Genomic DNA, 25,571 nt, shown 5'->3' on the forward strand with positions numbered 1-25,571 from the left:
CGCGTGCGCCTCCATCACATCCGCCAGCCGGTGAATCGCCGCGGCCCGCTCGGCCCGCTTCATCCGCGGCCACGGCCCCTCGTCGAACGCCCGCCGCGAACTCGCCACCGCCCGCGACGCATCCTCCGCGGACCCCGCCGCGGCCGTGGCCCAGACCTCCTGCTTCCACGGATTCCACACGTCGAAGGTCGCACCGTCGACCGACGGCACCTCCTCGCCGTCGATCACATGACCGAAGAACTCACTCATCGTCGCTTCTCATCACTCTTCGAGCCGGCCCGCTCCGCCAGCGTCTCGTTCCCCGCCGCCCAATGCGCGGCCGGAACCTCCCGTACGATCACGCGCACGTTGGCCGGATTGGCACCCACCGACTCCACCACCGCATGGTGCAGCCGGTCGATGAGCGTACGAACGGCCTCGGGCGAACGCCCCTCCACCAAGGTCACCTCGACGAGCGGCACGTCACTCCCCCCTCACGGCGACGGACCCGAGGGTCGCGAAGTCGACGCTGACGGTCTGGCCGGGGTGCAGGAACACCGCGTCCGTCATCCCGCCGGTCAGCACGATCCACCCGGCCTCGAGCTTCTTGCCCCGCCGCCCGAGATCGTTCGCCGCGAGGGCGAGCGCCGCGGCGGGGTTGCCCTGCACGGCGGCGCCGGTGGCCCGGTCGACCTCCTTGCCGTCGACCCGCAGCACCGCCTCCTCGGCGATCAGGTCCAGGTCAGCGGGGTCGAAGAACGACGTGCTGATCCCGAACCGGGCCGACGACGCGTTGTCCGCGACCACATCCGGCAGCGTGAACTTGAAGTCGGTGTACCGCGAGTCGATCACCTCGTACCCCGCCGCGACCTTCTCCACCGCCGCGAGGGCCCGCTCCGGGGTGACCCCCGGGCCGGCGAGGTCCTCGCCCATGATGAAGACGATCTCCGGCTCCACCCGGGGGTGGATGAGCTCGTCGAGCCGGACCGACGGGCCCGTCACGGCCATGGCGTCGGTGAGCCAGGCGGTGAGGGGCGCGTCGATGCCCATCCGGCGCTGCTTCGCCTCGGAGGTGAGGCCCAGCTTCGCGCCGACCAGCCGCTCGCCCGCCGTCAGCTTGCGTGCGACCAGCTCGTCCTGCGCGCGGTAGGCGAGCGCCAGGTCCAGGTCGGGGTGGAGGTCGGTCAGCTTGCCGCCGTCACGCCGCTCCCCTTCCCGGGCCAGCAGCTCGTCGACGACGCGCGAGAGGGTCTCGGCGGAGTTCGAGGTCATGTCATTCCTTGCGTTGTTACGGACGTGCTCAGACGGCGGCGGGCTCGGGGGCCGGCGTCGTCGTGGGGGCGTCGGCCTTCGCCTTCGACGAGACGACCAGGGTCGCCAGCAGCAGCACCGCGCCCAGGGCGGAGGCGATCGCGAACATCACGATGCTCGACGTGGCGCTGTCCGGGTTACGGTCCAGCAGCCACCCGGCGACGGACGGGCCGAACACGGCGCCGAGGCGACCGCCGCCCAGCGAGGAGCCGAGCGCGGTGGCGCGGGCCCGGTCGGGGTAGTGGTCGGCGATGGCGGAGATGATCAGGCACAGGGTGCCGTGGCTGCCGACGCCGGCGAGGACGAGCAGCAGGTAGACCACGACGATCGACGACGGGAAGGTCGTCAGGACGAAGAGGCTGACGGCGCCGACGGCCGCGGCGACGATGCCGACCTTCAGCGCCCCGAAGCGGGTCGCCAGCCAGGCGGTGACCACGGAGGCGGCGATGGCGCCGAGGTTGAGGGCCAGCAGATAGGTCAGCGGGTCGCTGCCCAGGTCGAAGCGCACGTCGGCCTTGGTCAGCTTGGGCAGCCACGTACCGAGACCGAACCAGGCGAACATGGTCGCGGTGGTGGCGACGAAGAACAGCAGGGTCGTCGCCAGGTACGGCGCCCTGAGGATCTCCAGGGCCGAGACGGACTTCTTCTCGACGCGGGCCGGGGGCAGCGAGTACGTGGCCTCCAGCCGCTCGGCGTCGGCGATCCGGCCGCGGGTGCGCAGCCACACCGGGGACTCCGGCAGCGCGACCGCCGCGACCACGGCCAGGATCAGACCGGTGAACGCCAGGTAGTACAGGGACTCCCAGCCCAGGTCGGGCAGGGCCTTCAGGCCCACGGCCGCCGCGATCGAGCCGCCCACCGGAACACCGGACATCATCGCCGTGGAGGCGACGGACCGGTACTTGGCGGGGACGTACTCGGCCGCGATCGCGTTGGCCGACGGGACCAGGGCGCCCAGTCCGAGGCCGCCCAGGACACGGAAGGCACCGAACATGACCGGGCCACTGGCCCAACCGCAGACACCGGTGAAGACGCTGAACCAGATCACCGAGAAGATGATGGTCTTGCGCCGGCCCAGCTTGTCGGCGATGAAACCGGCGAACAGGGCGCCGACGAGCATGCCGGCGAAGGCGAGGCTGCCGATGTTGCCGGCCGCGTCGACGGAGAGGTCCCATTCCTTCAGCGTGGTGAGCGCCGGGATGGTGGTGCCGTAGACGATCAGGTCGTAGCCGTCGAAGATGACGATCGCCCAGCAGAGGACGATCACCAGCCAGGCGGGCCGCTTGCGCACGGACTCGGTCATGGTACGGATTCCTTGAGGGTGAGAAGGGATCAGTCGAAGGGGTTTTCGGTCGGCTCGACCTGGTACTGCGTGCTGACCCGGGCGTTCGGGCCGAGCCACATGTCGATCGCGCCGGGCTGGGAGATGTCGAAGGTGCGCGGCACCCACTTCTCCCCCTCCTCGATGCGGCGGACGTTGTAGGAGTACTCGTAGGTCAGGCCCTCGGGGCCCTTGAAGTAGAGGAAGATCGCGCCGGACTGCGGGTGGCGGCCGGGGCCCTGCTCGATCTCGACGCCGTTCGCGGTCAGGAAGTGCCAGTTGCGCATCAGGTCGTCGATGGTCTCGACCTGGAAGTTGATGTGGCACAGGCCCGGCTTGTCGCCCTGGAAGACGGCGAGCTTGTGGTGGACGGGGTCGATGCGCATCAGGCAGGCGACGTCGCGTACCCAGTCGGAGACCTTGGCGTTGAACGTACGGGTCCAGAACCGGCCGGCCTCCTTCACGTCGGGGGCGTCCAGGCACAGGTGGCCGAACTCGGTGATGCCGGCCTGGCGGGTGTAGTTCACCCGGCCGGGCACGGTGGTCTGGCCGGTGACCAGGTCGATGCGGTTGCCGAAGGGGTCGTCGAAGGCCAGGTAGTCCGTGACGTGGCGCAGCCGGGCGCCCTCCTTCGAGCCGCGCCTGACCGTGAGGCCGGCCTGCTCGAGCTCGGTCTCGGCCTGCTCCAGGGCGTCCTCGTCGAGGACGGTGAAGCCGGTGCTCAGGACGCCGGAGCGGCCCTCGGTGAAGGCGAGGCAGTGGTGGCGCTGGTCGGCGCGCAGATACGCGGTGCCGTTCTCCTGGCCCACCAGCTCCATGCCCACGATCCGGGTGGCGAAGTCGATCGCGGTCTTCATGTCCGCCGTGCCGGAGCGGAGGTAGGCGATGTCCTGCAGTTCGATCATGAGTTTCGTTCCTCCCGGCTGATCCACAGCCAGATACGTGCCAACAACTCCGGCGCCACCGAGCGCCAGGAGTCCTGTTCGGACGCGGGCAGGGCCTGGGGCGTCCCCGCCGCGTTCGCGGTCGCGTTCAGCTGCGCGCTGGCCTCGAGCACCCACATCAGGGCCGTCGCCGAGGCGATGTCGGTCCCGGTGGTGACCGCGCCGTTGCCGCGCATCACGAGCCCCGGGGCGTCCGCGAGCGACTCCGCCAGAGCGGTGCCCGCGGCCTGGTCGCGCACCAATCGGGAGTCGGGGTGGACGGCGGTCTCGGGTCCCAGGAAGGCGCCCTGTCCGTGCAGCGGCCGGATCGGCACTCCGGCCGAGACCAGTGCGGTGGCCACGGGGGGCTGGCTGCGGCAGATCGCGCCGACGTCGGGGCGGCGGCGGTAGATCTCGTGGTGGATCCACGCCTCCTTCGGCACGCCGGGCGGGAGCTCGGCGGTCCCGAGCGGCACCGTCCGGACCTGGCCGGCGTCGAAGGCGTCCAGCGCGGTCGGCGGACTGATCACGAACGCGTCGCCCGTACGGATCGAGACATGGCCGAAAGCGGTGGCCAGGCCATGCCGTACGAGTGCCCTGCCCGCTCGGGCGAGGTCACTTCCCTGCTGGTCAGGGGGCTGCGAGAGCATCCGGAATCCTCCGCTCCTGTGACTGCGATCACGACTGGATGCACCGTACTCCAACATAGGAATATTGCAATAGTGGAATACTCCGAATCGAAACCTGTCTGTCATCTGCCGGAAAGGAGCGCGACGGGCCCTCGATCCACCCCCTCACCGGGGCCGGGGCTCTCGCTAAACTGAACCGTGTCCTTGAAGTACGCCCTGCTCGGAGTCCTGACCGCCCGGCCGATGAACGGCTACGCGCTGTCGCGCTACTTCGCGGGCTCGCACTACTGGGTCTGGACGGCGTCCCAGAGCCAGATCTATTCCTCGCTCAAGACGCTCGAGTCGAGCGGGCTGATCGAGGCCACCTCGGAGGAGGGGCTGAACGGCCTCGAGTCGAAGGTCTACGCGATCACGGGGCAGGGGCGGGACGCGTTCATAGAGTGGGCGGGATCGCCGCACAAGCTGACTCCGACGCGGGACGCGTTCGGATTGCAGGCGCTCTATTTCGACGCGATCGATCCGGCCGACGCGCGGGAAATCGTCGATCAATTCATCGCGGGGCAGGAGGAGTTGCTCGCCGAATGGCGTGAGCAGCGGGCCCTGCTCGCGGCCAAGGCGACGCCGCTGCTGAAGGAGCGGCTCGCCCAACTCCCGCCGGAGACCCATGATCGGGTGGCGCGGCTCAAGGCGCATGTGTTCGACGGTCTGATCAAGCAGGCCGAGGACCGCATCGCCTGGGCGCGGGAGACGTACGCGCTGCTCGGGGACTGATCCCGCCCGCGGTTCCACCGGACAGGTCAAGAACGTTCAAAATCGCGAGAATTGGTCTAGTCCACGCACACTCGGGGTGTCCTGGGGAAACAGCCGGTGCCGGTCGGCGGCGGTCCAGTCCCGCGTTGGTACGTACCATTGACCGGCCGCGTCGTTGACCGTTATTCCAGTAGGCGACGCCCCGCCGACCCGCCCGGAGGGGATACCCCCACCCCCTCACACCACGGGACCGACATGAGACGCCTGCGCCCCCTGCGCGCGATCCTCGCCGCTGCCACCGCCGTCGCCGCCGCCGGCCTGACCGCCCTCGCCGCGGCCCCGGCCGCCGAGGCCGCGACCCCCCTGCCGAACAAGGTCTTCGCCCCGTACTTTGAGGCCTGGGTCGGCGACAGCCCCGCCGCCCTCTCCGCCCAGTCCGGCGCGAAGCATCTGACGATGGCGTTCCTCCAGACCGCCACCGCCGGTTCGTGCACGCCGTACTGGAACGGCGACACGAGCATGCCGATCGCCCAGTCCGTCTTCGGCGCCGACATCGACACGATGCAGGCCCGCGGCGGGGACGTGATCCCCTCGTTCGGCGGCTACACGGCCGACACCACCGGCACCGAGATCGCCGACAGCTGCACCAACGTCACCGCGATCGCGGACGCGTACGAGAAGGTCGTCACCACGTACGACGTGACGCGTCTCGACATGGACATCGAGATCGACTCGCTCGACAACACCGCCGGCATCGACCGCCGCAACAAGGCGATCAAGATCCTCCAGGACCGCGCCGCCGCGGCCGGCCGCCCGCTGGAGATCTCGTACACCCTGCCGACCACCACCAGCGGCCTCGCGTCCAACGGTGTGGCGCTCCTGCGCAACGCCGTCTCCAACGGCGCCAAGGTCGACGTCGTCAACCTGATGACGTTCGACTACTACGACAACCAGCAGCACGACATGGCCCGCGACACCCAGACGGCCGCCCAGGGCCTGGTCAACACGCTCGCGAACCTCTACCCGACCAAGACCCAGGCGCAGCTGTGGGGCATGGTCGGCATCATCGAGATGATCGGCGTCGACGACTTCGGCCCGGCGGAGACCTTCTCCCTGGCCAACGCCCGTACGGTGTACGACTGGGCGGTCTCCAAGGGCATCAACACCCTGTCGTTCTGGGCCCTCCAGCGCGACAACGGCAGCTGCCCCGGCGGCGCGGCGTCCGACAGCTGCTCCGGCATCGCGCAGAACACCTGGGACTTCAGCAAGATCTTCGCCCCGTTCACGGGCGGGACGACCCAGCCGACGAACGACTTCTCCCTGACGGCGTCCCCGGCGTCCGGCTCGGTGGCGGTCGGCTCGTCGACCACGACCAGCCTGCGCACCGCGGTCACCTCGGGCACGGCGCAGTCCGTCGCCCTCTCGGCCTCGGGCCTCCCGGCGGGCGTCACGGCCTCGTTCAGCCCGTCCTCGGTCACGGCCGGCGGCTCCTCGACGCTGACGCTGTCCGCCTCCTCGACGGCGGTCAACGGCACGTACCAGATCGCGATCACGGGCACGGGCCCGTCGGCCTCGCACACGGCGACGTACGCCCTGACGATCACGGGCGGCACGAGCAACCAGTGCACGGCCCCGGCGTGGGACCGCACGAAGGTCTACGTGGGCGGCAACCAGGTCTCGCACAAGGGCCACGCGTGGAAGGCCAAGTGGTGGACCCTGGGCGAGGAGCCCGGGACCACGGGCGAGTGGGGCGTCTGGCAGGACCTCGGGGCCTGCTGATCTCTTGATACGGCGGCGGCTCTCGTCCTTCGGGGCGGGGGCCGTTCGCCGTTGGCTCCTAGAAGGGGTGTCCGTGTGGGCGGGCGCGGTCGTAGACCGCACGCAGCCAGGGTTCGCGGACGGCGGGCAGGCGGGCCAGGGTGTGCAGGAACACCTCGTGGTCCGGTGTGAACGGGCGCCAGGGATGCGGCGGCAGCGGGTCGTCGCGGTACACGCCTTCGGGCATGCGGTCGGTCGCGGGGCGTGGGAGCGGGTCGACGGGGAACGCCAGGGCGCTCCATACGGCGGAGGCCAGTGGTACGGGCGCGGTGGGTACGGGTGGCTGCCACGGGCGGCCCGTGCGGGTGTGGCGGGGGACGAAGGCAATGTCCGGGGGCGGCTGGGTCAGGGGGAGACCCGGTCCGGCCAGACCCGCGGTGCGTGCGGGCGGGCCCGGTGGGAGCAGCGCCTTGAGCGAGCGGCCGAACATCTCCGTGAGGAGCCCGGGCGGCAGCGCCACCGGTTCGCCCGCCGACGCCGCGAGCAGGTGGGCCAGCGCGTGGCCGGCCTCGCCCTCCCAGCGGTAGTCCCACCAGCCGCCCGGCTCCGTCAGCGGGCCTCCGCGCCACAGGGTCGCGGGTGACCTCGCGGGCGCCGGGCCGCTCACGACGCGTCCGCGAACGGCTGTCGGGAGGAAGCGGACCGTCTGCCACAGCGAGCAGTCGTCGATACGGGTCGCCACCTCCGCCCCACAGCCGCCGCACGCCAGGTTCGGGCCGTCCCCACCGGTCACGCCCAGGCAGTAGCCGTCGCACCGGCCCTCTACGAAGACCGTGCTGCGGGTGTCCCCCGGAGCGACTACGATCTCGCCGCGCGGGCCGAACGGAAGCGTCTCCACCGGCGCGAACAGCCCCCGTACCGCGGCTTCCTCCGCCGTGATCTCCGCCCAGCGCCGCCACGGGCGTCCGTACGGTTCCGGGTCGACGGCGTACGTGCCCGACTCCATCAGCGGGGGGAGCATGTCGTGGCCGAACGAGTGGCGGCCGTAGACGGGCATTTCCAGCCGGGTGAGCGGCGCGGTCAGTTCCTCGCCGCACCCCGCGCATACGAAGACGTCCAATGAACCCCCTGTCGCGAACCCCCCGAAGTATCCCGGGCCCGGACGGTCGCGGCCAACCGGATAGTCAGACGCTGACCTTCTCCGGGGCCGGGGTCGGGGTGGGGGTGCGGCGGCCCGGGAGCCACCAGTTGGCCTTGCCGCAGAGTTCCATCACCGCCGGCATCAGGACCATCCGTACGATCGTCGCGTCGATCAGGACCGCGATCGCCATTCCCACCGCCGCCTGCTTGACGGCGATGTCCGGGCCCAGGACCGAGGTCATGAAGACGGCGATCATGATGGCCGCGGCCGCCGTGATGACCCGGGCGGTGCCGGCGAGGCCGCGGGTGACCGAGCCGCGGGTGTCGCCGGTGCGTTCGTACTCCTCGCGGATACGGGAGGTCAGGAAGACCTGGTAGTCCATCGACAGGCCGAACAGGACCGGGAACATCGTCATCGGCACCCAGTTGGTGACCGGCATCGACGTGGGGAAGCCGAGGGCCGTGCCGAGCCAGCCCCACTGGACGATCGCGACGACCACGCCGAACGCGGCGCCGATCGACAGGATGTTCATCACCGCCGCCTGGAGGGCGATCGTCAGGGAGCGGACCAGGAGGACCATCAGGATCATCGACAGGGCGATGACGACCGCGATCATCAGGGGCAGCCGGCTCGCGGAGTCCTCGGAGACGTCGATGGTGCCGGCGTTCGGGCCGCCGAGGAGGACCGTGCCGCCGGTCCGCGGCAGGACGTCGTCGCGGAGGTGGTGGACGAGGTCCGTCGTCGCCTCGTCCTGATAGCCGGTGGTGGGGAAGGCCGTGAAGGTCGCGGCGCGGCCGTCGTCGCTGGTACGGGGCTCGGTCGTGTACGCGACGCCCTTCGTCGCGGCGACCGCCGCCGTGACCGGGGCGAGGTCGGTGTCGGTTTCGGCGGCGAAGATCAGCGGAGCGCCGTAGCCGGGGCCGAAGCCCCCGGCGAGGATCTCGTACGAGATGTAGCTGCTGCGGTCGTGGGGCTGGGTGCTGGCGTCGGGCTGGCTGAGGCGCATGGAGAGGGTGGGGATCGCCAGGGTCAGCAGGCTCGCGGTGGCCAGGAGTGCCGCGGTCAGGGGGCGGCGCTGTACGACGCCGGCCCAGCGTTCGGCGGGGGTGCGCGTCGCTCTGGCCTCGCGGGGGGTGCGGCGGCGGGGCAGGCGCAGGGAGTTGATGCGGTGGCCCGTGAAGCCCAGGAACGCCGGGAGGAGGGTGACGGCCGCGATCATCGTCACCAGGACGGCGACGGACGCGGCGACGGCCACCCCGGTCATCAGGCGCTGGCCCATGACGGTCAGGCCCATGAGGGCGATCACGACGGTCACGCCGGCGAAGAGGACCGCGCGGCCGGCGGTGGCGATGGAGTGGACGGTGGCGGTCTCGGGGTCCTCGCCTTTGCTCAGGCCGTCCTTGTAGCGGGTGACGATGAACAGGGCGTAGTCGATGCCGACGCCGAGGCCGATCATGGCGCCGAAGATCGTGGTGAAGCCGGGGGCGGGGACGATGTGTCCGACCAGCTTGATCAGGGCCAGGCCGGCCACGAGGGCCAGGATCGCGGTCACGATGGGCAGGCCCATGGCCACCAGTGAGCCGAAGGCGATGAAGAGGATCACCGCCGCCGCGAGGATGCCGACGCTTTCGGCGGGGCCCTGGGGCGGGGTTTCGGCCTTCTCCGCCATGTAGCCGCCGAGGCCGAGGGTGACGCCGTCGCCGGAGGCTTCCTTGACGGTGGCGACGAGGGGTTTGGCGGCCGTCTTCTCGAGGTCCTTGTCGGTGAGGGGGATGGTCGTACGGGCTATGTGGCGGCCCTTGGCGACGAGGGTTTCGTCGTCGTACGGGGAGGTCACGGGGCCGGTGAGGTCGGATTCGGCGAGATCGGCCACGACCTGTTCGATCTTGCGGCGGGCCGCGGGGTCGTCGATGCCCCGGTCTGCCTTGATGGCGAGGGTGAGGGTGTCGCCCGACTGCTGGGGGAAGTGCTGCTCGATCAGCTGCTGGGCTCTGGCCGAGTCGGAGTCGCCGCCGGAGAAGTCGTCGTCGGCGGGGGCGCCGTAGCCGAAGCCGAGGAACGCGACCGCGACGACGCCGACGATCCAGGTCAGGAGGACCCGGCGGCGACGCCGGAAGCAGAGGCGGCCGAGGCGGGCCAGGGGGCCGTCGGGGGTGGGTGTGCCGGTTGCCGTCATGCCGACGATCGTCCCGAGGGGGACGGGGGTTCGTCGTCCGGCGGGAGGACGCTCTGTGGGCTGCCACGGGCGCGGCAGGGGGCTACCGCGGGCGGGGTCGTGCTACCGCGGTCGCGGTATTCGGTGCGTGCGCCGGTCGCCTCACCAGTCGCGCGTCGAGTCCAGCCCCTCGGTCAGCCGGTCCACCGTCTCCTCGGTCGCTCCCGCCTCCCGGGCCGTCTTCGCCAGGACGTCGTACAGCTCCTCCCGTTCGACGGTCTCGATGACCCCCTCCTTAAGGTCGATCTTGTTGAAGCCCTCCCCGTACGCAGCGCCGATCGCGAATATTCGGTCCGGGTCCGCTCCCTCGGCAAGGGCCTTGGTGAGGTCGCGGCGGGTCTTCTCGTACTGCGCTGTCGAACGGCGGTAGGCCTTGCGGGAGATGTGATCGCGGCCGTCCCAGTCGCGCAGGGGGTTCTTGAGGTTGGCCGTCATCCAGTCGGGAGTGCGCGGGCTGTGTATGTCCACGTCGACACCCTGCCGGGCCTCGGGGGTCCACAGCTCGCCGGTCGCTGTCGCGTAGTCGGCGGGGATGTTGTGGAGCCTGAGGTTCTCGAGGTCGGGTACGTGGTCCGGCACGAGGACGTCCGTCGCGTCCATTCCGAAGACGCCCGAAAGGGTGATTGAGCGGAGCCGGGAGAGGTCGTTGAGGCGCACGGCATCGGAGAGGGTGCCGAGTTCGCCGATCAGGCCCAGGGTCGTCAGATTCGGGTAGCAGGTCGCGAGACGGGCGCAGTCGAGTTCGCCGACGGCGGAGACCCACAGGGTGCGGATGTCCGGGCGGGGGTCGTCCAGCGCGAGGTCGGCCGCCGGGCACTCGACGCGATGCGGGTCCGTCCAGGTCTCGCGGCTGCCGCTGTCCCAGAGGCGCTGGCGGGCCAGTTGGTATCCGCGGTTCCAGACGGGCGTGTAGCCGTTGGCACGTTCGGCGGTCAGCACCGGCAGCGTGCCCAGCACCTTGAAGCCCCGCGGCAGCACCCAGCTGTGCACGGAGTGGGCCAGGCCGCCCCGCCAGCTGTGGTGCGTCAGCCGCAGCGGCCGTATGTCCCCGAGGTCCGCGGGCGTGCCCGGCTCCGGGCCCGACCACTCCAGCTCCAGCACGTCCGCCGTCCGGGCCTGCGGGTCGACGGCCGTTATCTGCGCGGCCGTCCACTCACCGAGGTCGTCGGAGAGGACGGCGACGATGTCGCCCGGGGAGATGGGCCGCGGAGGGCTTGCTGTGACCATGGTCCGAAGGTAGCGGCCGGGTCCGACAATTCAGGGGCAGTTCCGCGGGTGCCGGACGGCCGCCGGGCAGCGTCCGTGCCGGTGGTACCAGCCGCGGGCGGCCGGCGCGCAGGGGTGCGCGACGGCGCGGCGGGGGGCGGCGCCCGGGTGCGGGACGCGGACGGGCCGACGGTGACGACGGGCGCTCCACCAGCTGCAACACATCGCGGGACTCCTCCTCTTCCCTGCCGCATCCGGACGCGGACATGGTTCCTCCACCGTCGATGCTCCCGCCCGGTGACCGGCGGGCCGGGCTCTTCGGCGGTATGCGACCGTAAGGGCGTGCGGCAGTGGTATAGACGTGTCGGCACGGGCCGTTACAGGAACGTGGCGAACACCGGTCGTCCCGCGGACAGAAGTCGACCGCTGACGTCCGTACGCTCGAAACACGGGCGATGAATTCCCGTGGCCCGCCCGGTCAGTACCGGTGAGCGAAGACAACTCCATCCCGTTCCACATCCGAAGCCCCGAGAGGTGCCCCATGTGTACGCATCAGCCCGCCTGCCCGTCCGCCGACAGCCCCGCCCGCGACGCCGCCCACACCGTGGCCTTCCACCCGGAGCAGGGCTGGAGCCGGCTCTGCAACGGCGTCATCGTGTTCGAGGACCTCGGCGACCTGCTTCCCTCCGGCGAGATCATCCCGGCCCGGGTCACGGTGGCCGCCTGAGCACTGCCCTGTCGTACGTACGCCGCCCATGACGGGGCCGAGCAGGTGACCACTCCCCTCGCTGCCCCCGCCACCGGATCGAGGATCCCGCTCTCCGGCACGGCGGCCCGTAAAACCTAGATCAATTCATTGGCGTCCCGGCTACGCTCGTTCGATGGCCCCCTCCGAACCCGAGCGTCCCGTCGTCGTGCCCGCGGATCCCCGATGGGCCGCGCAGGCGGCGGAGCTGATCGCGGAGCTTCGGCCCGTACTCGGTCCGCCGGCGGTGCGGGTGGCGCATATCGGCAGTACGGCGATCCCCGGGATGGCGGCCAAGCCCGTCCTCGACCTTCAGGTCAGTGTGCGGGAGCTGCGGGAGCTGCGGGAGCCGTTCGGGTCCGGGCTGCCGGCGATGGGGTTCGTGCGGCTGCCGTACGAGCGGGATCACGTCCCCGCGTATCTGAACGACGATCCCTCGCGCTGGGCCAAGCGGTTCTGGAAGCGGCGGGGCGGGCCCGGGGCGGACGTCAATCTGCATGTGCGGGTGTGCGGTTCGCCGAACGAGCGGCTGGCGTTGCTCTTCCGGGACTGGTTCCGGGCGCATCCGGGGGCGGTGGCGGCGTACGCGCGGTTCAAGGAGCGGCTGGCGGGGGTCGTGGGGGATGTGGAGACGTACGCCGACGTCAAGGATCCGGTGGTCGATCTGGTGATCAGCGTGGCCGAGGCGTGGGCGGAGGACACCGGGTGGACGGTGGAGGCGACCGACCGGTTCGGGGCGCGGGGCTAGCAGGTTTTGTCCCCCACTTCGGGGGCCGGGTTGTTCACATACCCGGAGTTGTCCACAGGGCGCGACGCGGTGTCGGCTCCGCCTCCTAGAGTGGCGTGCATGGAACTCCTGGATGCGGGTGACAGGCCCACGGAAGCGGACGGCGGCGAGGCGGCGGAGGTGCTGCGCCGCGTCTTCGGGTACGACGCGTTCCGCGGTGAGCAGCGGGAGATCATCGAGCATGTGGTCGGTGGCGGCGACGCCCTGGTGCTGATGCCGACCGGTGGCGGGAAGTCGCTGTGCTATCAGATCCCGGCGCTGGTCAGGCCGGGGGTCGGGGTGGTGGTGTCGCCGCTCATCGCCCTGATGCAGGACCAGGTGGACGCGCTGCGGGCGCTGGGCGTGCGGGCGGGGTTCCTGAACTCCACGCAGGACTTCGAGGAGCGCCGGCTCGTCGAGCAGGAGTTCCTGCACGGTGAGCTGGACCTGCTGTATCTGGCGCCGGAGCGGCTGCGCCTGGAGTCGACGGCGCAGCTGCTGGACCGGGGGAAGGTCAGTCTCTTCGCGATCGACGAGGCGCACTGCGTGGCCCAGTGGGGCCACGACTTCCGGCCGGACTATCTGGAGCTCTCGACGCTGCACGAGCGCTGGCCGGAGGTGCCGCGGATCGCCCTCACGGCGACGGCGACCGAGGCCACGCACCGGGAGATCGCCTCCCGGCTGCGGCTGGAGGACGCCCGGCACTTCGTGGCGAGCTTCGACCGGCCCAACATCCAGTACCGCATCGAGGGCAAGCAGGACCCGAAGAAGCAGCTGCTGCGCCTGATCCGCGACGAGCACCCGGGGGACGCGGGCATCGTCTACTGCCTGTCGCGGGCGTCGGTTGAGCGGACGGCGGAGTTCCTGGTCCAGCAGGGCGTCGCGGCCGTCCCGTATCACGCGGGTCTGGACGCCCGGACGCGTGCGGCGAACCAGTCGAGGTTCCTGCGCGAGGACGGGGTCGTGGTGGTCGCCACGATCGCGTTCGGCATGGGGATCGACAAGCCGGACGTGCGGTTCGTCGCCCATCTCGACCTGCCGAAGTCGATGGAGGGGTACTACCAGGAGACCGGGCGCGCGGGCCGGGACGGGCTGCCGGCGACGGCCTGGCTGGCGTACGGGCTGCAGGACGTCGTCCAGCTGCGGAAGATCATCGACTCCTCGGACGGGGACGAGGCGCACCGGCGGCGGATGGCCTCGCATCTGGAGTCGATGCTGGCGCTGTGCGAGACGGTGAGCTGCCGCCGGGTGCGGCTGCTGGACTACTTCGGCCAGCGCGGCGAGCCCTGCGGGAACTGCGACACGTGCCTCACGCCGCCGGAGACCTACGACGGGACCGTCCCGGCGCAGAAGCTGCTGTCGACGGTGGTGCGGCTGCAGCGCGAGCGGCGGCAGAAGTTCGGGGCGGGGCAGATCATCGACATCCTGCTGGGGAAGAAGACGGCGAAGGTCATCCAGTTCGACCACGACACCCTGAGCGTCTTCGGCATCGGCACGGAGCTGAAGGAGCTGGAGTGGCGGGGGGTCGTGCGGCAGCTGCTGGCGCAGGGGCTGCTCGCCGTCGAGGGGGACTACGGGACGCTGGTGCTGACGGAGGCCAGCGGTGAGGTGCTGGGGCAGCGGCGCGAGGTGCCGATGCGCCGGGAGGCGGTGCGGGCCAAGCGGGCGTCGGTGAAGACGGGGTCGGGGTCGGGCTCCTCCGGGTCCGGGAAGTCGCGGGCGGTGGCGGCGGACCTGCCGGCGGAGGCGGTGCCGGTCTTCGAGCTGCTGCGGGCGTGGCGGGGGGCGACGGCCAAGGAGCAGGGGGTTCCGGCGTACGTGATCTTCCATGACGCGACGCTGCGGCAGGTGGCGACGGTGCGGCCGACGACGCTCGAGGAGCTGTCGGGGATCAGCGGGGTGGGGGAGAACAAGCTGGCGAAGTACGGCAAGCAGCTGCTCGCCGCGCTGAACGAGGCTCCGGCAGGGGACTCCCCCGCGCCGGCGGCCGCCCCGGCCGCGGTGGCGACCACCCCGCCTGCGGCGCAGGCGGCTCCGGCGGACTTCGGGCCCGAGCCGGACTTCGGCCCCGAGCCACCGGAGTACGAGCCGGACTACGGTCCTGAGCCGGACTACGAGCCGGAGCCCCGGTCCGCGCCCATATCCGCACCGAGGGCTGCCGCTCGGGCTCCGCAGGACGAGGCGGATCCGCGCCTGGGCTGGTGACGGGCGGGGCGGTACCACCCCCCGGGCCTCAGTCCGGGCAGGGGGTGCCGCGAGGCAGCTGGTACGGGGCCGCGATGCGGTACGTGCCGGGGTGGGGGGCGTGGAGGCGGGTCCAGTCGCCGGATTCCGTGAGGCAGCCGTTGCGGTTGAGGTACGCGGTGCCGTCGTCGCTCCACTCCCCGACCACGCCGTCGTCCTCCGGCAGCTGGGCCGCCGGGTCCGCCGGGTCCAGGTCCTCGTCGTCGAGCACCTCCGGCGGGTCCACGCCCTCGCCCTCGGCGTCGACGAGCCCGAGCCACGGCGAGTACGGGACGCGCACCAGGATGTCCCCGGCCGACCGCACGGTGATGACCAGCTCGCCCTCGGAGGCGCGGGCCGCGGTGGCCGGCGGATCGACCAGCGGGGTGGGGTCCTTGACCTTGAACAGCCGCCAGTTGGAGTCCGCCCACAGCTCCGTCAGATACGGCTGCCCGGCCGAGACCAGCTTCGTCTCCCGCAGCGCCCCGGTGTCGGGCCGGTCCTCGATGGGCAGCACCACGTACCGCACCGACCAGCGCTCGAGCCACGCCCGGTAGGTCGCGGAGTTGAGGGTGCCGTCGTAGAAGAGGGCGTGGCGGTCCAGGTCCGCCTGCCGGTTCCAGCCGCGGGCCAGGTTCACGTACGGGACCAGCGCGGACGCCTCGCGGTGGCTGCGCACCGGGACGACCTCGACCCGGCCCTGCTCCGCGTCGACGCGGTTGAGCTGGTGGACCAGCGGCGCCAGCTCACGGGCCCAGGCGGCGTTCGGCGTGGTCATCACGATGTCGATCACGGGCTTGGAGATCTGCCAGCCCGCGATCCCGGCCGCCACCAGCCAGACGGCGGCCAGAAAGCGGGACCGGTGACGGACCCGCCGCTTCTGGTGCTCGACCGCCGCCAGGATCACGGTGCCGCCGAACATCAGCGCCAGCCGCTCCACATTGCTGCCGACCTGCGAGGGGATGACCCACGTCGCCAGCGTGCCGAGCCCGTAGATCACCGACCCGATCCGCACCGTCCGCCACTCCGGCGGCGCCAGCACGAACACGGCGACACAGCAGGCGATGGGCACCAGCGCCGATATCACCGGCATCGGCTGCGTCCCGGTGAAGGGGAACAGCCACGCCGACAGCGCCACCATCACCGGCGGCGGCAGCGCCAGCGCGTACGCGGGAGCCCGCCGCCGCTGCAGGAACAGCGCCGCCGCGACGACCATCAGGAACAGCCCGGCGACCGGACTCCCCGCCGTGGCCAGCGCCGTCAGCACCGCGACCGCCGTGAGCCGCAGCCCCCGCCGCCGCGCCACCTCCAGCGGCGTCCCCGCGAAGATCACGGCGACCGCCCCCAGCCCGAACATCAGCCCGAGCCCGAACGTCACCCGCCCCGACCCGGCGTTGCAGGCCAGCGCGAAGGCACCCCACAAGGAGGGCACCAACGGCCGCGACACCCCGCCACAACGCGTGACGATCAGCGCCAGCAGCCCCGCCGACAAGGTCCCGACCAGCATCATCGTGGTCCGCACCCCGAGCACGGCCATCAGATACGGCGAGATCACGCTGTACGAAACGGGATGCATCCCGCCGTACCACGACAGGTTGTACGCCGAATCCGGATGCCGCCCCGCGAACTCCGCCCAGGCGTCCTGCGCCGCCAGATCGCCCCCGCTGTTCGCGAAGACCATCAGCCACAGCACATGCAGCAGCCCGGCAAGGATCAGCGAGGCCGGCACGGGATGCAGCAGGGTACGCGCGTGCCACAACCGGCGCGTGGGCTCCGTCCCGGTGGAATCCGGGTCCGGAGGCCCCTCCGGAGCTGTGCGCCGCTCTGGCTGCACGGTGGTCACGGCGGTCTCCCCGTCAGGTCTCGCGTTCTCGTCCCCCGGGCGCGGCACTCGCGACGCTAGCACGCGCGTACGAGAGACGCCCCATACGTGTCATCGGGCGCCGGGTCGCACCCCGACGCCCGATACACGGCCGATCAGCCGATACGCGCGAGCTTGGCGCCCACACCCGGCTCGACCAGATCCTCCCGCAGCGCCACCGGCACCTCGACCTCGCCCTGACCGCCCCCGGTGGTCAGTACGCCGATCCGGTCGCCGGCCTTCGCCGTGTGCGGCACCTCCGTGCCGCCGTCGCCGAGCTCGAGTTCGACCTTCAGCCCCGACCAGCCCACGGCGGCGACGTCCTTGGTCGCCACCACCGCGGTGTGCCCCCCGAGCCCGTCGTCGACATACCCGACGACCTGGCCCTTCTTCACCACGGTCACCGCCTTCAGCAGCCCCTGCGCCTCGTCCATCAGCGCCTTGCCCGCGTCGAGCGCGCCGGTGAGGATCGAGTTGTCGCTCGCGGCCGGCGGCTGCGCCAGCACCGCGCCGACGATCAGCTGGACCTCCCCGCCGACCTTCTTCTCGGCGGCGAACATCAGATTGCCGCCCGCCTTGGTCGTCGTACCGGTCTTGATACCGACGACGCCGTCCAGGGGGACCAGGTGGTTCCAGTTGCCGTGGGGGTCGCCGCGGCTGTCCTCGTACCCCGGCAGCCGCACGATCTCCTTGAACAGCGGGTCCGCCATCGCCGCCTTCGCCAGCTTCACCTGGTCCTCGGCGGTCGACACGGTGGTCGCGTTCAGCCCGCTGGGATCGGTGTACGTGGTGTTCGTCATCCCCAGGTCCTTCGCGGCCTCGTTCATCTTGGCCACGAACGCCTTCTCCGACCCGGCGTCCCAGCGGCCGATCAGCCGCGCCACGTTGTTCGCCGACGCGATCAGGATGGCTTCGAGGGCCTCGCGCTGGCTGAGCTGCTGCCCCTCGTCGAGGTCGACGGTCGACTCCTGGGCCGTCGACCCGAGCTTCGCGTCCTCCACGGCCTTGCGGTCGACCTCGATCGTCGCGCCGTCACCCTTCTTCACGGGGTGGTCCTTCAGCATGACGTACGCGGTCATGACCTTCGCCACGGACGCGATCGGCACCGGCTTCTGGTCCCCGAACGTGCCGAGCCCACCGAGCCCGACCACCTCCACGGCGGCCTGCCCCGACTGCGGCCACGGCATCTTCGGCGCGTCGCCGTCGAAGGTGTACGGCGTGCTCGCGGTCAGCGTCAGCGCCGGCGCGGGCAGCGGGCGGATCATCTGCACGACGCCCAGCACGATCACCAGCAGGACGACCAGCGGCGTCCAGATCTTGATCCGCCGCACGACGTTGCGCAGCGGCGTCTCGGGCGGCGGCGGGGTGTTGGTCAGCTGGGCGAGCAGGTCGATGGGCCGGGCGTACGGGGGCAGCGGCTGCTGCGAGGTGCGCTCGCTCTCCGGCAGGACGGCGGGCGCGGCGGCCGGCTTGGGCGGCCCGGCGGGCTGCTCCGGCGGCGCGGCGGGGCGGGGCGGCGCGGCGGCAGGCACCGCGGCGGCGGGCTTCGGCGGCTCGGCGGGCTTCGCGGGCTCGGCGGGCTTCGCCTTCGGGCCGAGCACGCGGATGGCGGTCGTCGGCTGGTCCACGGGACGCGGCTTTGCGTCTGTTACGACCTTGGGCGCGGCGTCCTCGGGCGCGTCCGCCGGCTCGTCGTCCGGTACGGGGACGGCGTCGGCGGGCTCGTCCCCGGACGTCGCGGCGTCGTCCGCCGCGGGCTCGTCCGGCTCGTCGGCGGACTCGTCCGGTACGGCGTCCTCGGGCTCGGGCTCCTCGGGTGCGGCGTCCTCGGGCTGCACGTCCTCGGACGCGGCGTCCTCCGACTCGGGCTCCTGCGCCGCAGGCTGCTCGGCGGCCTCCGCCTCGCCCTCGGCCTCCTCGGCGTCGGCCTCCGCGCCGGGCTCGTCGCCGTCCTCGTCCTCGGGCTCCGCCTCCGCCTTGGCCACCCAGGCGGCAACGGCGTCACGCAGCCGTGCGTTGTCCTCGGGCTTGATCCGCAGGGCCGTGGTCTGGTCCGAACGCCGCTCCGGCTCCGCCTCGGGCTCAGCCTCGGCTTCAACATCGCCGGACGCCTCGGCCTCGGATTCCGCCTCCTCGTCGACGGCTTCGGAGCCCTCCTCGGCCACGGCCTCGTCCTCGACGCCGGCCTCGGCCTCGTCCTCGCGTCCGGGCTCAACCGCCGCAGCCACGTCCTCGGCCTCAGGCTCGGCCTCCAAGCCCCCGTCCCCCGCCCCGGATTCGCCCTCCGGCACCCCGTCCCCGGACTCCTCCCGGGGCGATGGAACCAAATCGCTCCCCGAAGCGTCCTCCTCCACGGCGTCACCCGTGGCCTCGTCCACCGCGTCCTCCCCGGACGCGGCCGTGCCCTCCCCGGACACCTCCGTCATGGACAGCGCCAGCCGAGGGTCGGCGGCGGGTTCCGCCGCCGTCCGTTCCTCGGTCGTAGTGGTCGCCACCCCCGACGACTCGTGCTGCCCGGACCTGTCGGGGGACTCGCCCGCCACCGACGCCTCCTTCGAATGTCGCACCAACCGCTGAAGAGCGAGGCCCACGATACGGTGCGCGACCCTCAAGCCAACGGCGCTTCTTCCGTACGACGAGAACGACATACCTACTGGTTCCCGCCCAAACCTCACACGCGCTCTCGACAGATGAATGTGAGAGGGGTCACCCTGTCGTACATCCACGCGGGGAGGCATGGATGGGCAGGAGCCGCAGAACGATTCCGGAGGAGCTTCTGCTGCTCGCTTTGGACCCGGCCACGGGTACCACGGCGCAGCCGCAGTCGCTCGACCTTGGCCTGGCCGGAGCACAGCTCGTCGAGCTGGCGCTGGCCGGACGGATAGCCCCAGACGGGGATCGTATCGCCGTGGTAATGCCACGGCCGACAGGAGATCCGACCCTGGATCACGCGCTGGAACTGCTGCGCAGACGCGGCAGTCCCGTACGCGCCGTGAACTGGATCGGCGGGCCCCGGCTGGGGCTGCGCCAGACCTATCTCACGCATCTGGAGCGGTGCGGCATGGTGCATGCCGTAACGGGTCAGATGTGCGGGGTGCTGCCGACGACTCGCTATCAGGCGACGGATTCGGCGGTCAGCCGGGAGATCAGAGCCCGGCTGGACAGCGCGATCCGCACCGGTGTGCCACCGGACCCGCGGACCGCGGCGCTGGCCGCGCTCGCCCATGCGATCGGGCTCGGCAAGCACCTCTATCCCGGCAACGAGGGGCGCTCCTCGCGCTCCAGGCTGCGGGATCTGATCAGGCACGACCCGATGGGCGGGCTGGTGGCCCACGCCGTGATGGACGTCCAGAACGGTGTCGCCGCACAGCCACGCCGCAGTCCGGGCGGCGGTGGCGGCCGAAAGCCGGCCGTGCGGTCCGCGGTCGCGGAGCCGGCCGGGATGCCCGTGCAGCCACGACGGGCGGGCCTGGCGGCCCGTACGGCGCTGGCACGCTGACGGGCGCCCCCTGAACGGCCCGCACCACCGGGCACCACGCACCACCCGGCCCTCCTACGGGGCCGGCGCACCGCACCTCGACGCAGGTACGGGGCCACCGCGCGAGCCGCGGTGGCCCCGAAGTGCCCTGTCCAGTCAAGTCCTCTGACCGGACAGGGCACTTTTTTCTGCGGAGACCAGCGCCGCAACGCGCAGTAGTGGCAGTCTGCTGGGCAGTAGTCGAACAGAATGCGGCACCGGAGGTGCAACCCCCTTGGCGACCAACGTCAATCCCACGGTCAGGCGTCGTCGCCTCGGCATGGAGCTGCGCCGGCTCCGCGAGCTCAAGGGCATGACGGCGGAGGAGGTCGCGGACCGGCTGCTGGTCTCGCAGTCGAAGATCTCCCGGCTGGAGAACGGCCGCCGCAGCATCAGCCAGCGCGACGTCCGCGATCTGTGCGGCGTCTACGAGGTCGAGGACCACCGGGTGGTCGACTCGCTGATGCAAATGGCGAAGGACTCCCGTCAGCAGGGCTGGTGGCACGCGTTCGGGGACATGCCGTACAGCGTCTACATCGGTCTGGAGACGGACGCCTCCTCGCTGCGGGTGTACGAGTCGCTGATCATCCCCGGTCTGCTGCAGACCCGGGACTACGCGGAGGCCGTGATCAAGGGCGCGCTGCCGGAGGTCTCGCAGGCCGATCTGGAGAAGCGGGTGCAGGTCCGGATGCGCCGCCAGGACCGGATAAAGGACGGCGAGAACCCGCTGCGGCTGTGGGTCGTGATGGACGAGTCCGCGCTGCGCCGGGTCGTGGGCAACAAAGCGATCATGCGCGATCAGCTCGATCATCTGGTGGCGCTCACGCAGCAGCCGCATGTGACCATCCAGGTGATCAAATTCGACATGGGTGCGCATCCGGGTGTGACCGGGCAGTACGCGATTCTCGAGTTCCCCGACGCGGCGGATTCCAGCGTGGTCTATCTCGAGGGCGTCACCAGCGACCTGTATCTCGAGAAGGCCAACGACGTACAGAACTACAGCGTGATGTACGAGCATCTGCGGGCGCAGGCACTGAACGCGGACGACACCCGGAAGTTCATCCTGGAAGTGGCGAAGGACTACGCCAACTGAGCCGCCGGCGGCCGGGGTTAGGGGTGTGCGCTGCGGGAAGGCGCAGCAATGTACACCCCCGCCCGGTCGCGGCGGAAGAGTCGACTCGATATGACAGCCTGTCGAGTGAAAGTGCGCTTCAGGCCGTGATGTTGGGCGGTACCGTCGGTCCCGCGTTGATGACCACATCAGCGCAAGATCCATCGATCCGCCATCAGCACAGGCAACGACCGGAGCAAACATGACAATCAAGCAGGGAGCCACAGAGGAGTGGACGAAGTCGTCCTACTCCGCGGGCAATGGCGCGTGCGTCGAGGTCAAGTCGCCGGTTACGGACCTTGTTTTGGTCCGCGACTCCAAGGACCCCGAGGGTCCCACCCTGGACTTCGGGCCGCAGTCCTGGGCCGCCTTCGTCACCGCGGTGAACGAGGGCGCGTTCGGCACCGTCTGATCCACCTCAGCAACACCTGGCACGGGTACGTTCAAGAGCCCTCTCGACTGGTCCGCCGTCCTGGCCGAGGGGGCTCGGCCATGCCTCCGGTGACAGTGTCACCGGGTATTCGCAGCCGCTGAACGACGGCTCCCTTCTGACGCCGCCCCCGGGGTCCCGCAACCCCGGGGGCGGCGTCGTCTCGTCTGCGTACGGTGTGTTCCCGTCCCGTGAAAGCGCTTGCCCATGGTGTGTTCCCGGCCATGGGGGTCACAACACCGGCAAGGGTCAAGGGGAGGTAAATTCGTTCGCGGTATTGGCCGCTGTTCATATACATGACCGTTCAAGGGCTTGACCGACCTCGGTCAGGACTGTTCAATCCTGGGCAGCCCCCTCCCGTACGGGCTCCGTTTCCGGCGAGTTGCGCTCTCCACGCGGCGGCTGCCGCATCTCCGGACCCCTGGAGGGGCGATGAACGGTCTCGACTGGGCAGTGCTCATCGGGTACTTCGGCGTGATGACCGCGATCGGCCTGTGGTCGCACCGGCGGGTCAGCGACGTCAGCGACTTCTTCACCGCCGGCGGCAAGATGCCCTGGTGGCTGTGCGGCATCTCGCATCACATGTCGGGCTACAGCGCGGTGATGTTCACCGGGTACGCGGGCATCGCGTACACCTACGGCGTGACGTCCTTCGTCACCTGGTCGTTCCCGATCGCGGTCGGCGTCTTCATCGGGGCGAAGCTGTTCGCGCCCCGGCTGAACCGGCTGCGGTCGCGGCTGCACGTCGCCTCGCCGCTCGAGTACCTCAAGAACCGCTACAACATCCCCACCCAGCAGGCCCTCGCCTGGTCCGGCGTCCTGCGAAGATCGTCGACGTCGGCGCGAAATGGGCGGCCATCGCCACCCTGCTGTCCGTCTTCACCGGCGTCTCGCTCAACCAGGGCATCCTGATCACCGGCGTGATCACCGGCGTCTACTGCACCGTCGGCGGACTGTGGGCGGACGCGCTCACCGAGATGGGGCAGTTCGTCATCCAGCTCTGTGCGGGGCTGGCGATGCTCGTCGCCGTGATGGGCGAGCTCGGCGGGTTCAGCACGCTGTGGACCGTGTGGGACGAGCCCGAGCTGCAGGGGCACGCGGACGCGACCGCGGGGCCGTACACGGTGACGTTCCTGCTGGCGTTCCTGTTCATCAAGACGTTCGAATACAACGGCGGCATGTGGAACCAGGCCCAGCGCTACATGGCCGCCCCCAGCGCCCGGGAAGCCACCCGGTCCGCGCGGCTGTCGGCGCTGCTGTGGTTCGTGTGGCCGATCGTGCTGTTCTTCCCCATGTGGTGCGCGCCGCTGCTGGTCGACGCGCAGAAGCCGGACGCGTCCGACTCGTACGCGCTGATGACCGAACAGCTGCTGCCGCACGGGCTGCTGGGGCTGGTCGTCGTCGGGTTCTTCTCGCACACGATGGCCATGTGCTCCTCCGACGCCAACGCCATCGCCGCCGTCTTCACCCGCGACATCATGCCGGTGCTCTCCCGGACCGCGCGGAGCTGGACGGACCGGGTGGGGCTGCTGGCGGCACGGATCACGACGGTGGCGTTCCTGGCGCTGTCGATGGCCGTGGCCACGCAGGTCAACTCGCCGACGTTCGACGACATCATCACCGTCGTGATCAAGTGGGTCGCCGGGCTGATGGGGCCGATCGCGATCCCGTTCATGCTGGGGATGCTGAAGACGTTCCGGACGTCCGGGCCGACGGCGGCGCTGACCAGCTGGGCGGCGGGGCTGCTGGCGTTCTGGCTGGTGAACTATCCGATCAGCTGGCAGGTCGACGGCGGGGTGCCGCTGCAGTGGCAGGTGTCGGTGCCGCTGGCCGTGTCGCTGGTGCTGTACGTGCTCATCGGGCGCGTGAAGCCGGAGGACACGCCGGAGCGGGACGCGCTGCTGGCGGAGATCAACGGCGACGGGGCGGGCACGGCGGTGCCGCCGCAGGGCGGGACCCGGGTCGTGGGGTCCGAGGGCGTGTGAGCGGGGGCCCGTGCCTCTCCGGGGGCAGGGGTACGGGCCGTGCTCGCCGTCAGGTGCGGGGGTAGCGGGCCTGCCAGCCGGGGGCCACGTGGTCCGCGGTGTGGAGGGCGGAGCCGTGGGTGGTCTCCAGGGCGAAGTCGTCCGCGAGCTCCAGGATGGTGCCGCGGCCCTCCAGCTCCGTCAGCCAGGCGGGCGGGAGGGCGGTGTCGCCGAGGAGGGCGCCCAGGAGGTTCCCGGTGATGGAGCCGGTCGAGTCGGAGTCGCCGCCGTGGTTCACCGCGAGGAGGAGGCCGTGGGCGACGTCCTCGGCCACGAGGGCGCAGTACAGGCCCATGGCCAGGGCCTCCTCCGCGACCCAGCCCTCGCCGAGCTCCGCGACGCGCTCGGGGGCCGGTACGCCGACCCGTACCTGGGCCAGGGCGCGCTGGAGGGCCTGGGTGGTCTCCTCGTGGCCCGGGCGGGTCGCCAGGAGGCTCAGGGCGCGCTGGGTGGCGGCGGGGAGGCTTTCGCCGCGTACGACGCCGTGTACGAGGACGGCGAAGGCCGCCGCGGAGAGGTAGCCGGTGGGGTGGCCGTGGGTCTGGGCGCCGCACTCGGCCGCGAGCTGGAAGACGAGGTGGGGTTCCCAGCCGACGAGGAGGCCGAAGGGGGCCGAGCGCATTACCGCTCCGCAGCCCTTGGAGTCGGGGTTCTTGGGGTCCGCCAGGGTGCCCATGCGGTCGTCCGACAGGCCGGAGAGGCAGGCTTTTCCGGGGGCTCGCTGGGCGTAGAGCCATTCTTCGCCTGCCAGCCAGCCGGTTTCGGGGTCGCGTTCGTCGGGGCCCCAGTTGTGCTGGGTGGTGTACCAGCGGCGGTAGGCGGCGTGGAGGTCTGTGGGTGGGTGCCAGGCGCCCAGGTCTCTTCTGGCCTGGGCTCTTATGAGGCCGTCTACTGTGAAGAGGGTCATTTGGGTGTCGTCTGTGATCGCGCCTCTTCTGCCGTAGGCCTGGGCGTAGTCCGTTAGGCCGGATGGGCCGTGTTTCTGGCGTATTGCGTCCAGTGAGTCGAATTCTATGGATGCGCCCAGGGCGTCGCCTATGGCTCCGCCCAGGAGGCAGCCACGGACTCGGCTGCGGAAGTCCTGCTGTTCGGTGCGCCCCCACGCGGTGTTGGTCATGGCTCGCACGATAACGCGTTGGCTGCGCATGGCGGTCCCGGTTCCCGGGGGCCTCCGTCGCGCGGCGGTGTGGGTCGGTCTTCGGCTTCCGGTTGCGTCGGCTGACGCGCATCCGGCCTTCGGCCGGAGGCCTCAAGCGCCGGCCGGGCTTTTCGGCGCTGCGCGCCTCGCCCTCAAACGCCGGGCGGGCTGGATAGGCGGTCTCTCTCCGCTGTCGGCTCGCTGCCGGGCGGGGGTGCACCTCGCCTTCGGCCGCGGTGCGCCGCAGTCCCGTCGTGGGGTCGGGGCCGCCCGACACACCTACGCGCGTACTGCCGCGTCGTGGTCCATTCATGCGCGTTTCCCGTACGCGCGCAGGCGTGTCGAACGTCCCCTTACTTTCGTCGGCGGCTACCGGATTGTCCCTGGTCACCGCCCCCTGTAGCCCGCCAACCGTGGGGAACTCCCCCGGAGCACAGGCCCTCGAACGGTCGCCCCCGCAGTCGCCCGCCCGCCCGGCGGCGCGCAGCGCCGACGCCTCACTCCACACCCCCCGGGGGCGCAC

Annotated in this window: 20 protein-coding genes and 1 pseudogene; 9 read left to right on the top strand and 12 right to left on the bottom strand. The window is 71.1% G+C overall.

All coding sequences use genetic code 11. The features are described from left to right. The 6 genes from SRB5_RS33910 to SRB5_RS33935 form a co-directional block, all read right to left on the bottom strand. Positions 1 to 249, bottom strand: a 249-nt coding sequence (locus SRB5_RS33910; RefSeq protein ID WP_153457408.1) for an aldehyde dehydrogenase family protein, incomplete at its 3' end; no start/stop codon positions are given. Continuing rightward, complete coding sequence (locus SRB5_RS33915) at positions 246 to 461, bottom strand: tautomerase family protein (protein ID WP_323378945.1); 216 nt, start codon at positions 459 to 461, stop codon at positions 246 to 248. The genes SRB5_RS33910 and SRB5_RS33915, both read right to left, overlap by 4 nt. A 1-nt stretch (position 462) precedes the next feature. After that, the gene (locus SRB5_RS33920) at positions 463 to 1,251 is read right to left on the bottom strand and encodes a 2-keto-4-pentenoate hydratase (RefSeq protein ID WP_153457410.1); all 789 of its coding nucleotides are present in this window, start codon (positions 1,249 to 1,251) and stop codon (positions 463 to 465) included. Between the two features lie 28 nt (positions 1,252 to 1,279). Next, positions 1,280 to 2,593: an MFS transporter gene (locus tag SRB5_RS33925; RefSeq protein WP_153457412.1), complete on the bottom strand. Its 1,314-nt coding sequence runs from the start codon at positions 2,591 to 2,593 to the stop codon at positions 1,280 to 1,282. A 29-nt stretch (positions 2,594 to 2,622) separates the two neighbouring features. Continuing rightward, on the bottom strand, positions 2,623 to 3,516 hold the full coding sequence (locus SRB5_RS33930; protein ID WP_153457414.1) for a VOC family protein: 894 nt from the start codon (positions 3,514 to 3,516) through the stop codon (positions 2,623 to 2,625). Beyond that, entirely contained in the window at positions 3,513 to 4,184 is a 672-nt protein-coding gene (locus SRB5_RS33935) for a class II aldolase/adducin family protein (protein ID WP_153457416.1), read from the bottom strand. The genes SRB5_RS33930 and SRB5_RS33935 overlap by 4 nt, the downstream gene beginning before the upstream one ends. A 177-nt stretch (positions 4,185 to 4,361) precedes the next feature. Here SRB5_RS33935 and SRB5_RS33940 point away from each other — a divergent pair, with 177 nt between their 5' ends. Both SRB5_RS33940 and SRB5_RS33945 read left to right on the top strand, forming a co-directional pair. After that, positions 4,362 to 4,934, top strand: coding sequence for a PadR family transcriptional regulator (locus SRB5_RS33940; protein WP_153457418.1), 573 nt, complete (start codon positions 4,362 to 4,364; stop codon positions 4,932 to 4,934). A gap of 234 nt (positions 4,935 to 5,168) precedes the next feature. Continuing rightward, complete coding sequence (locus SRB5_RS33945; protein WP_153457420.1) at positions 5,169 to 6,692, top strand: glycosyl hydrolase family 18 protein; 1,524 nt, start codon at positions 5,169 to 5,171, stop codon at positions 6,690 to 6,692. 58 nt (positions 6,693 to 6,750) lie between these two features. Here the strand turns inward: SRB5_RS33945 and SRB5_RS33950 are convergent, their stop codons facing one another. From SRB5_RS33950 to SRB5_RS33960, 3 genes are all read right to left on the bottom strand, one after another. Beyond that, entirely contained in the window at positions 6,751 to 7,791 is a 1,041-nt protein-coding gene (locus SRB5_RS33950; RefSeq protein WP_153457422.1) for a hypothetical protein, read from the bottom strand. A gap of 64 nt (positions 7,792 to 7,855) precedes the next feature. Further along, on the bottom strand, positions 7,856 to 9,988 hold the full coding sequence (locus tag SRB5_RS33955; RefSeq protein ID WP_153457424.1) for an MMPL family transporter: 2,133 nt from the start codon (positions 9,986 to 9,988) through the stop codon (positions 7,856 to 7,858). 141 nt (positions 9,989 to 10,129) lie between these two features. Then, a complete protein-coding gene (locus SRB5_RS33960; RefSeq protein ID WP_153457426.1) occupies positions 10,130 to 11,254 on the bottom strand; it encodes a hypothetical protein in 1,125 nt (374 codons plus the stop codon). A gap of 520 nt (positions 11,255 to 11,774) precedes the next feature. On the opposite strand from SRB5_RS33960, the gene SRB5_RS33965 reads away from it, so the two are divergent. The 3 genes from SRB5_RS33965 to recQ all read left to right on the top strand — a co-directional run bounded on the left by SRB5_RS33965 (position 11,775) and on the right by recQ (position 14,949). Beyond that, complete coding sequence (locus SRB5_RS33965; protein ID WP_153457428.1) at positions 11,775 to 11,960, top strand: DUF5999 family protein; 186 nt, start codon at positions 11,775 to 11,777, stop codon at positions 11,958 to 11,960. Positions 11,961 to 12,114: 154 nt separating this feature from the next. Next, on the top strand, positions 12,115 to 12,726 hold the full coding sequence (locus SRB5_RS33970) for a GrpB family protein (protein WP_153457430.1): 612 nt from the start codon (positions 12,115 to 12,117) through the stop codon (positions 12,724 to 12,726). A 99-nt stretch (positions 12,727 to 12,825) separates the two neighbouring features. After that, a complete protein-coding gene (recQ, locus tag SRB5_RS33975) occupies positions 12,826 to 14,949 on the top strand; it encodes a DNA helicase RecQ (RefSeq protein WP_153457432.1) in 2,124 nt (707 codons plus the stop codon). Between the two features lie 28 nt (positions 14,950 to 14,977). Here the strand turns inward: recQ and SRB5_RS33980 are convergent, their stop codons facing one another. Both SRB5_RS33980 and SRB5_RS33985 read right to left on the bottom strand, forming a co-directional pair. Then, a complete protein-coding gene (locus tag SRB5_RS33980) occupies positions 14,978 to 16,648 on the bottom strand; it encodes a DUF3488 domain-containing protein (protein ID WP_323378947.1) in 1,671 nt (556 codons plus the stop codon). Positions 16,649 to 16,944: 296 nt separating this feature from the next. Further along, the gene (locus SRB5_RS33985) at positions 16,945 to 19,566 is read right to left on the bottom strand and encodes a D-alanyl-D-alanine carboxypeptidase (protein WP_153457434.1); all 2,622 of its coding nucleotides are present in this window, start codon (positions 19,564 to 19,566) and stop codon (positions 16,945 to 16,947) included. A 2-nt stretch (positions 19,567 to 19,568) separates the two neighbouring features. Between SRB5_RS33985 and SRB5_RS33990 the strand changes: the two genes are divergently transcribed. The 4 genes and pseudogenes from SRB5_RS33990 (at position 19,569) to SRB5_RS34005 (ending at position 23,871) form a co-directional block, all read left to right on the top strand. Then, positions 19,569 to 20,327, top strand: coding sequence for a GOLPH3/VPS74 family protein (locus SRB5_RS33990; RefSeq protein ID WP_153457436.1), 759 nt, complete (start codon positions 19,569 to 19,571; stop codon positions 20,325 to 20,327). 253 nt (positions 20,328 to 20,580) lie between these two features. Next, positions 20,581 to 21,438, top strand: coding sequence for a helix-turn-helix domain-containing protein (locus SRB5_RS33995; RefSeq protein WP_153457438.1), 858 nt, complete (start codon positions 20,581 to 20,583; stop codon positions 21,436 to 21,438). A 220-nt stretch (positions 21,439 to 21,658) separates the two neighbouring features. Beyond that, positions 21,659 to 21,868, top strand: a complete 210-nt coding sequence (locus tag SRB5_RS34000; RefSeq protein ID WP_153457440.1) for a DUF397 domain-containing protein — start codon at positions 21,659 to 21,661, stop codon at positions 21,866 to 21,868. 450 nt (positions 21,869 to 22,318) lie between these two features. Then, positions 22,319 to 23,871, top strand: a pseudogene (locus SRB5_RS34005) (sodium:solute symporter family protein). Between the two features lie 49 nt (positions 23,872 to 23,920). Here the strand turns inward: SRB5_RS34005 and SRB5_RS34010 are convergent. Continuing rightward, complete coding sequence (locus SRB5_RS34010) at positions 23,921 to 25,027, bottom strand: ADP-ribosylglycohydrolase family protein (protein WP_153457442.1); 1,107 nt, start codon at positions 25,025 to 25,027, stop codon at positions 23,921 to 23,923. Positions 25,028 to 25,571: the final 544 nt, after the last annotated feature.

The sequence above is a fragment of the Streptomyces smaragdinus genome, assembly GCF_009604385.1.
Lineage (GTDB): Bacteria > Actinomycetota > Actinomycetes > Streptomycetales > Streptomycetaceae > Streptomyces > Streptomyces smaragdinus.

Excerpts from the sequence above, each read along its gene's own strand:
- SRB5_RS33955 (WP_153457424.1), bottom strand. The coding sequence starts at position 9,988 with ATGACGGCAACCGGCACACCCACCCCCGACGGCCCCCTGGCCCGCCTC.
- SRB5_RS33965 (WP_153457428.1), top strand. The coding sequence starts at position 11,775 with ATGTGTACGCATCAGCCCGCCTGCCCGTCCGCCGACAGCCCCGCCCGC.
- SRB5_RS34000 (WP_153457440.1), top strand. The coding sequence starts at position 21,659 with ATGACAATCAAGCAGGGAGCCACAGAGGAGTGGACGAAGTCGTCCTAC.
- SRB5_RS33930 (WP_153457414.1), bottom strand. The coding sequence starts at position 3,516 with ATGATCGAACTGCAGGACATCGCCTACCTCCGCTCCGGCACGGCGGAC.
- SRB5_RS33980 (WP_323378947.1), bottom strand. The coding sequence starts at position 16,648 with ATGGTCTTCGCGAACAGCGGGGGCGATCTGGCGGCGCAGGACGCCTGG.
- SRB5_RS33935 (WP_153457416.1), bottom strand. The coding sequence starts at position 4,184 with ATGCTCTCGCAGCCCCCTGACCAGCAGGGAAGTGACCTCGCCCGAGCG.
- recQ (WP_153457432.1), top strand. The coding sequence starts at position 12,826 with ATGGAACTCCTGGATGCGGGTGACAGGCCCACGGAAGCGGACGGCGGC.
- SRB5_RS33970 (WP_153457430.1), top strand. The coding sequence starts at position 12,115 with ATGGCCCCCTCCGAACCCGAGCGTCCCGTCGTCGTGCCCGCGGATCCC.
- SRB5_RS33960 (WP_153457426.1), bottom strand. The coding sequence starts at position 11,254 with ATGGTCACAGCAAGCCCTCCGCGGCCCATCTCCCCGGGCGACATCGTC.
- SRB5_RS33925 (WP_153457412.1), bottom strand. The coding sequence starts at position 2,593 with ATGACCGAGTCCGTGCGCAAGCGGCCCGCCTGGCTGGTGATCGTCCTC.
- SRB5_RS33985 (WP_153457434.1), bottom strand. The coding sequence starts at position 19,566 with ATGCCTCCCCGCGTGGATGTACGACAGGGTGACCCCTCTCACATTCAT.
- SRB5_RS33945 (WP_153457420.1), top strand. The coding sequence starts at position 5,169 with ATGAGACGCCTGCGCCCCCTGCGCGCGATCCTCGCCGCTGCCACCGCC.
- SRB5_RS34010 (WP_153457442.1), bottom strand. The coding sequence starts at position 25,027 with ATGACCAACACCGCGTGGGGGCGCACCGAACAGCAGGACTTCCGCAGC.
- SRB5_RS33920 (WP_153457410.1), bottom strand. The coding sequence starts at position 1,251 with ATGACCTCGAACTCCGCCGAGACCCTCTCGCGCGTCGTCGACGAGCTG.
- SRB5_RS33990 (WP_153457436.1), top strand. The coding sequence starts at position 19,569 with ATGGGCAGGAGCCGCAGAACGATTCCGGAGGAGCTTCTGCTGCTCGCT.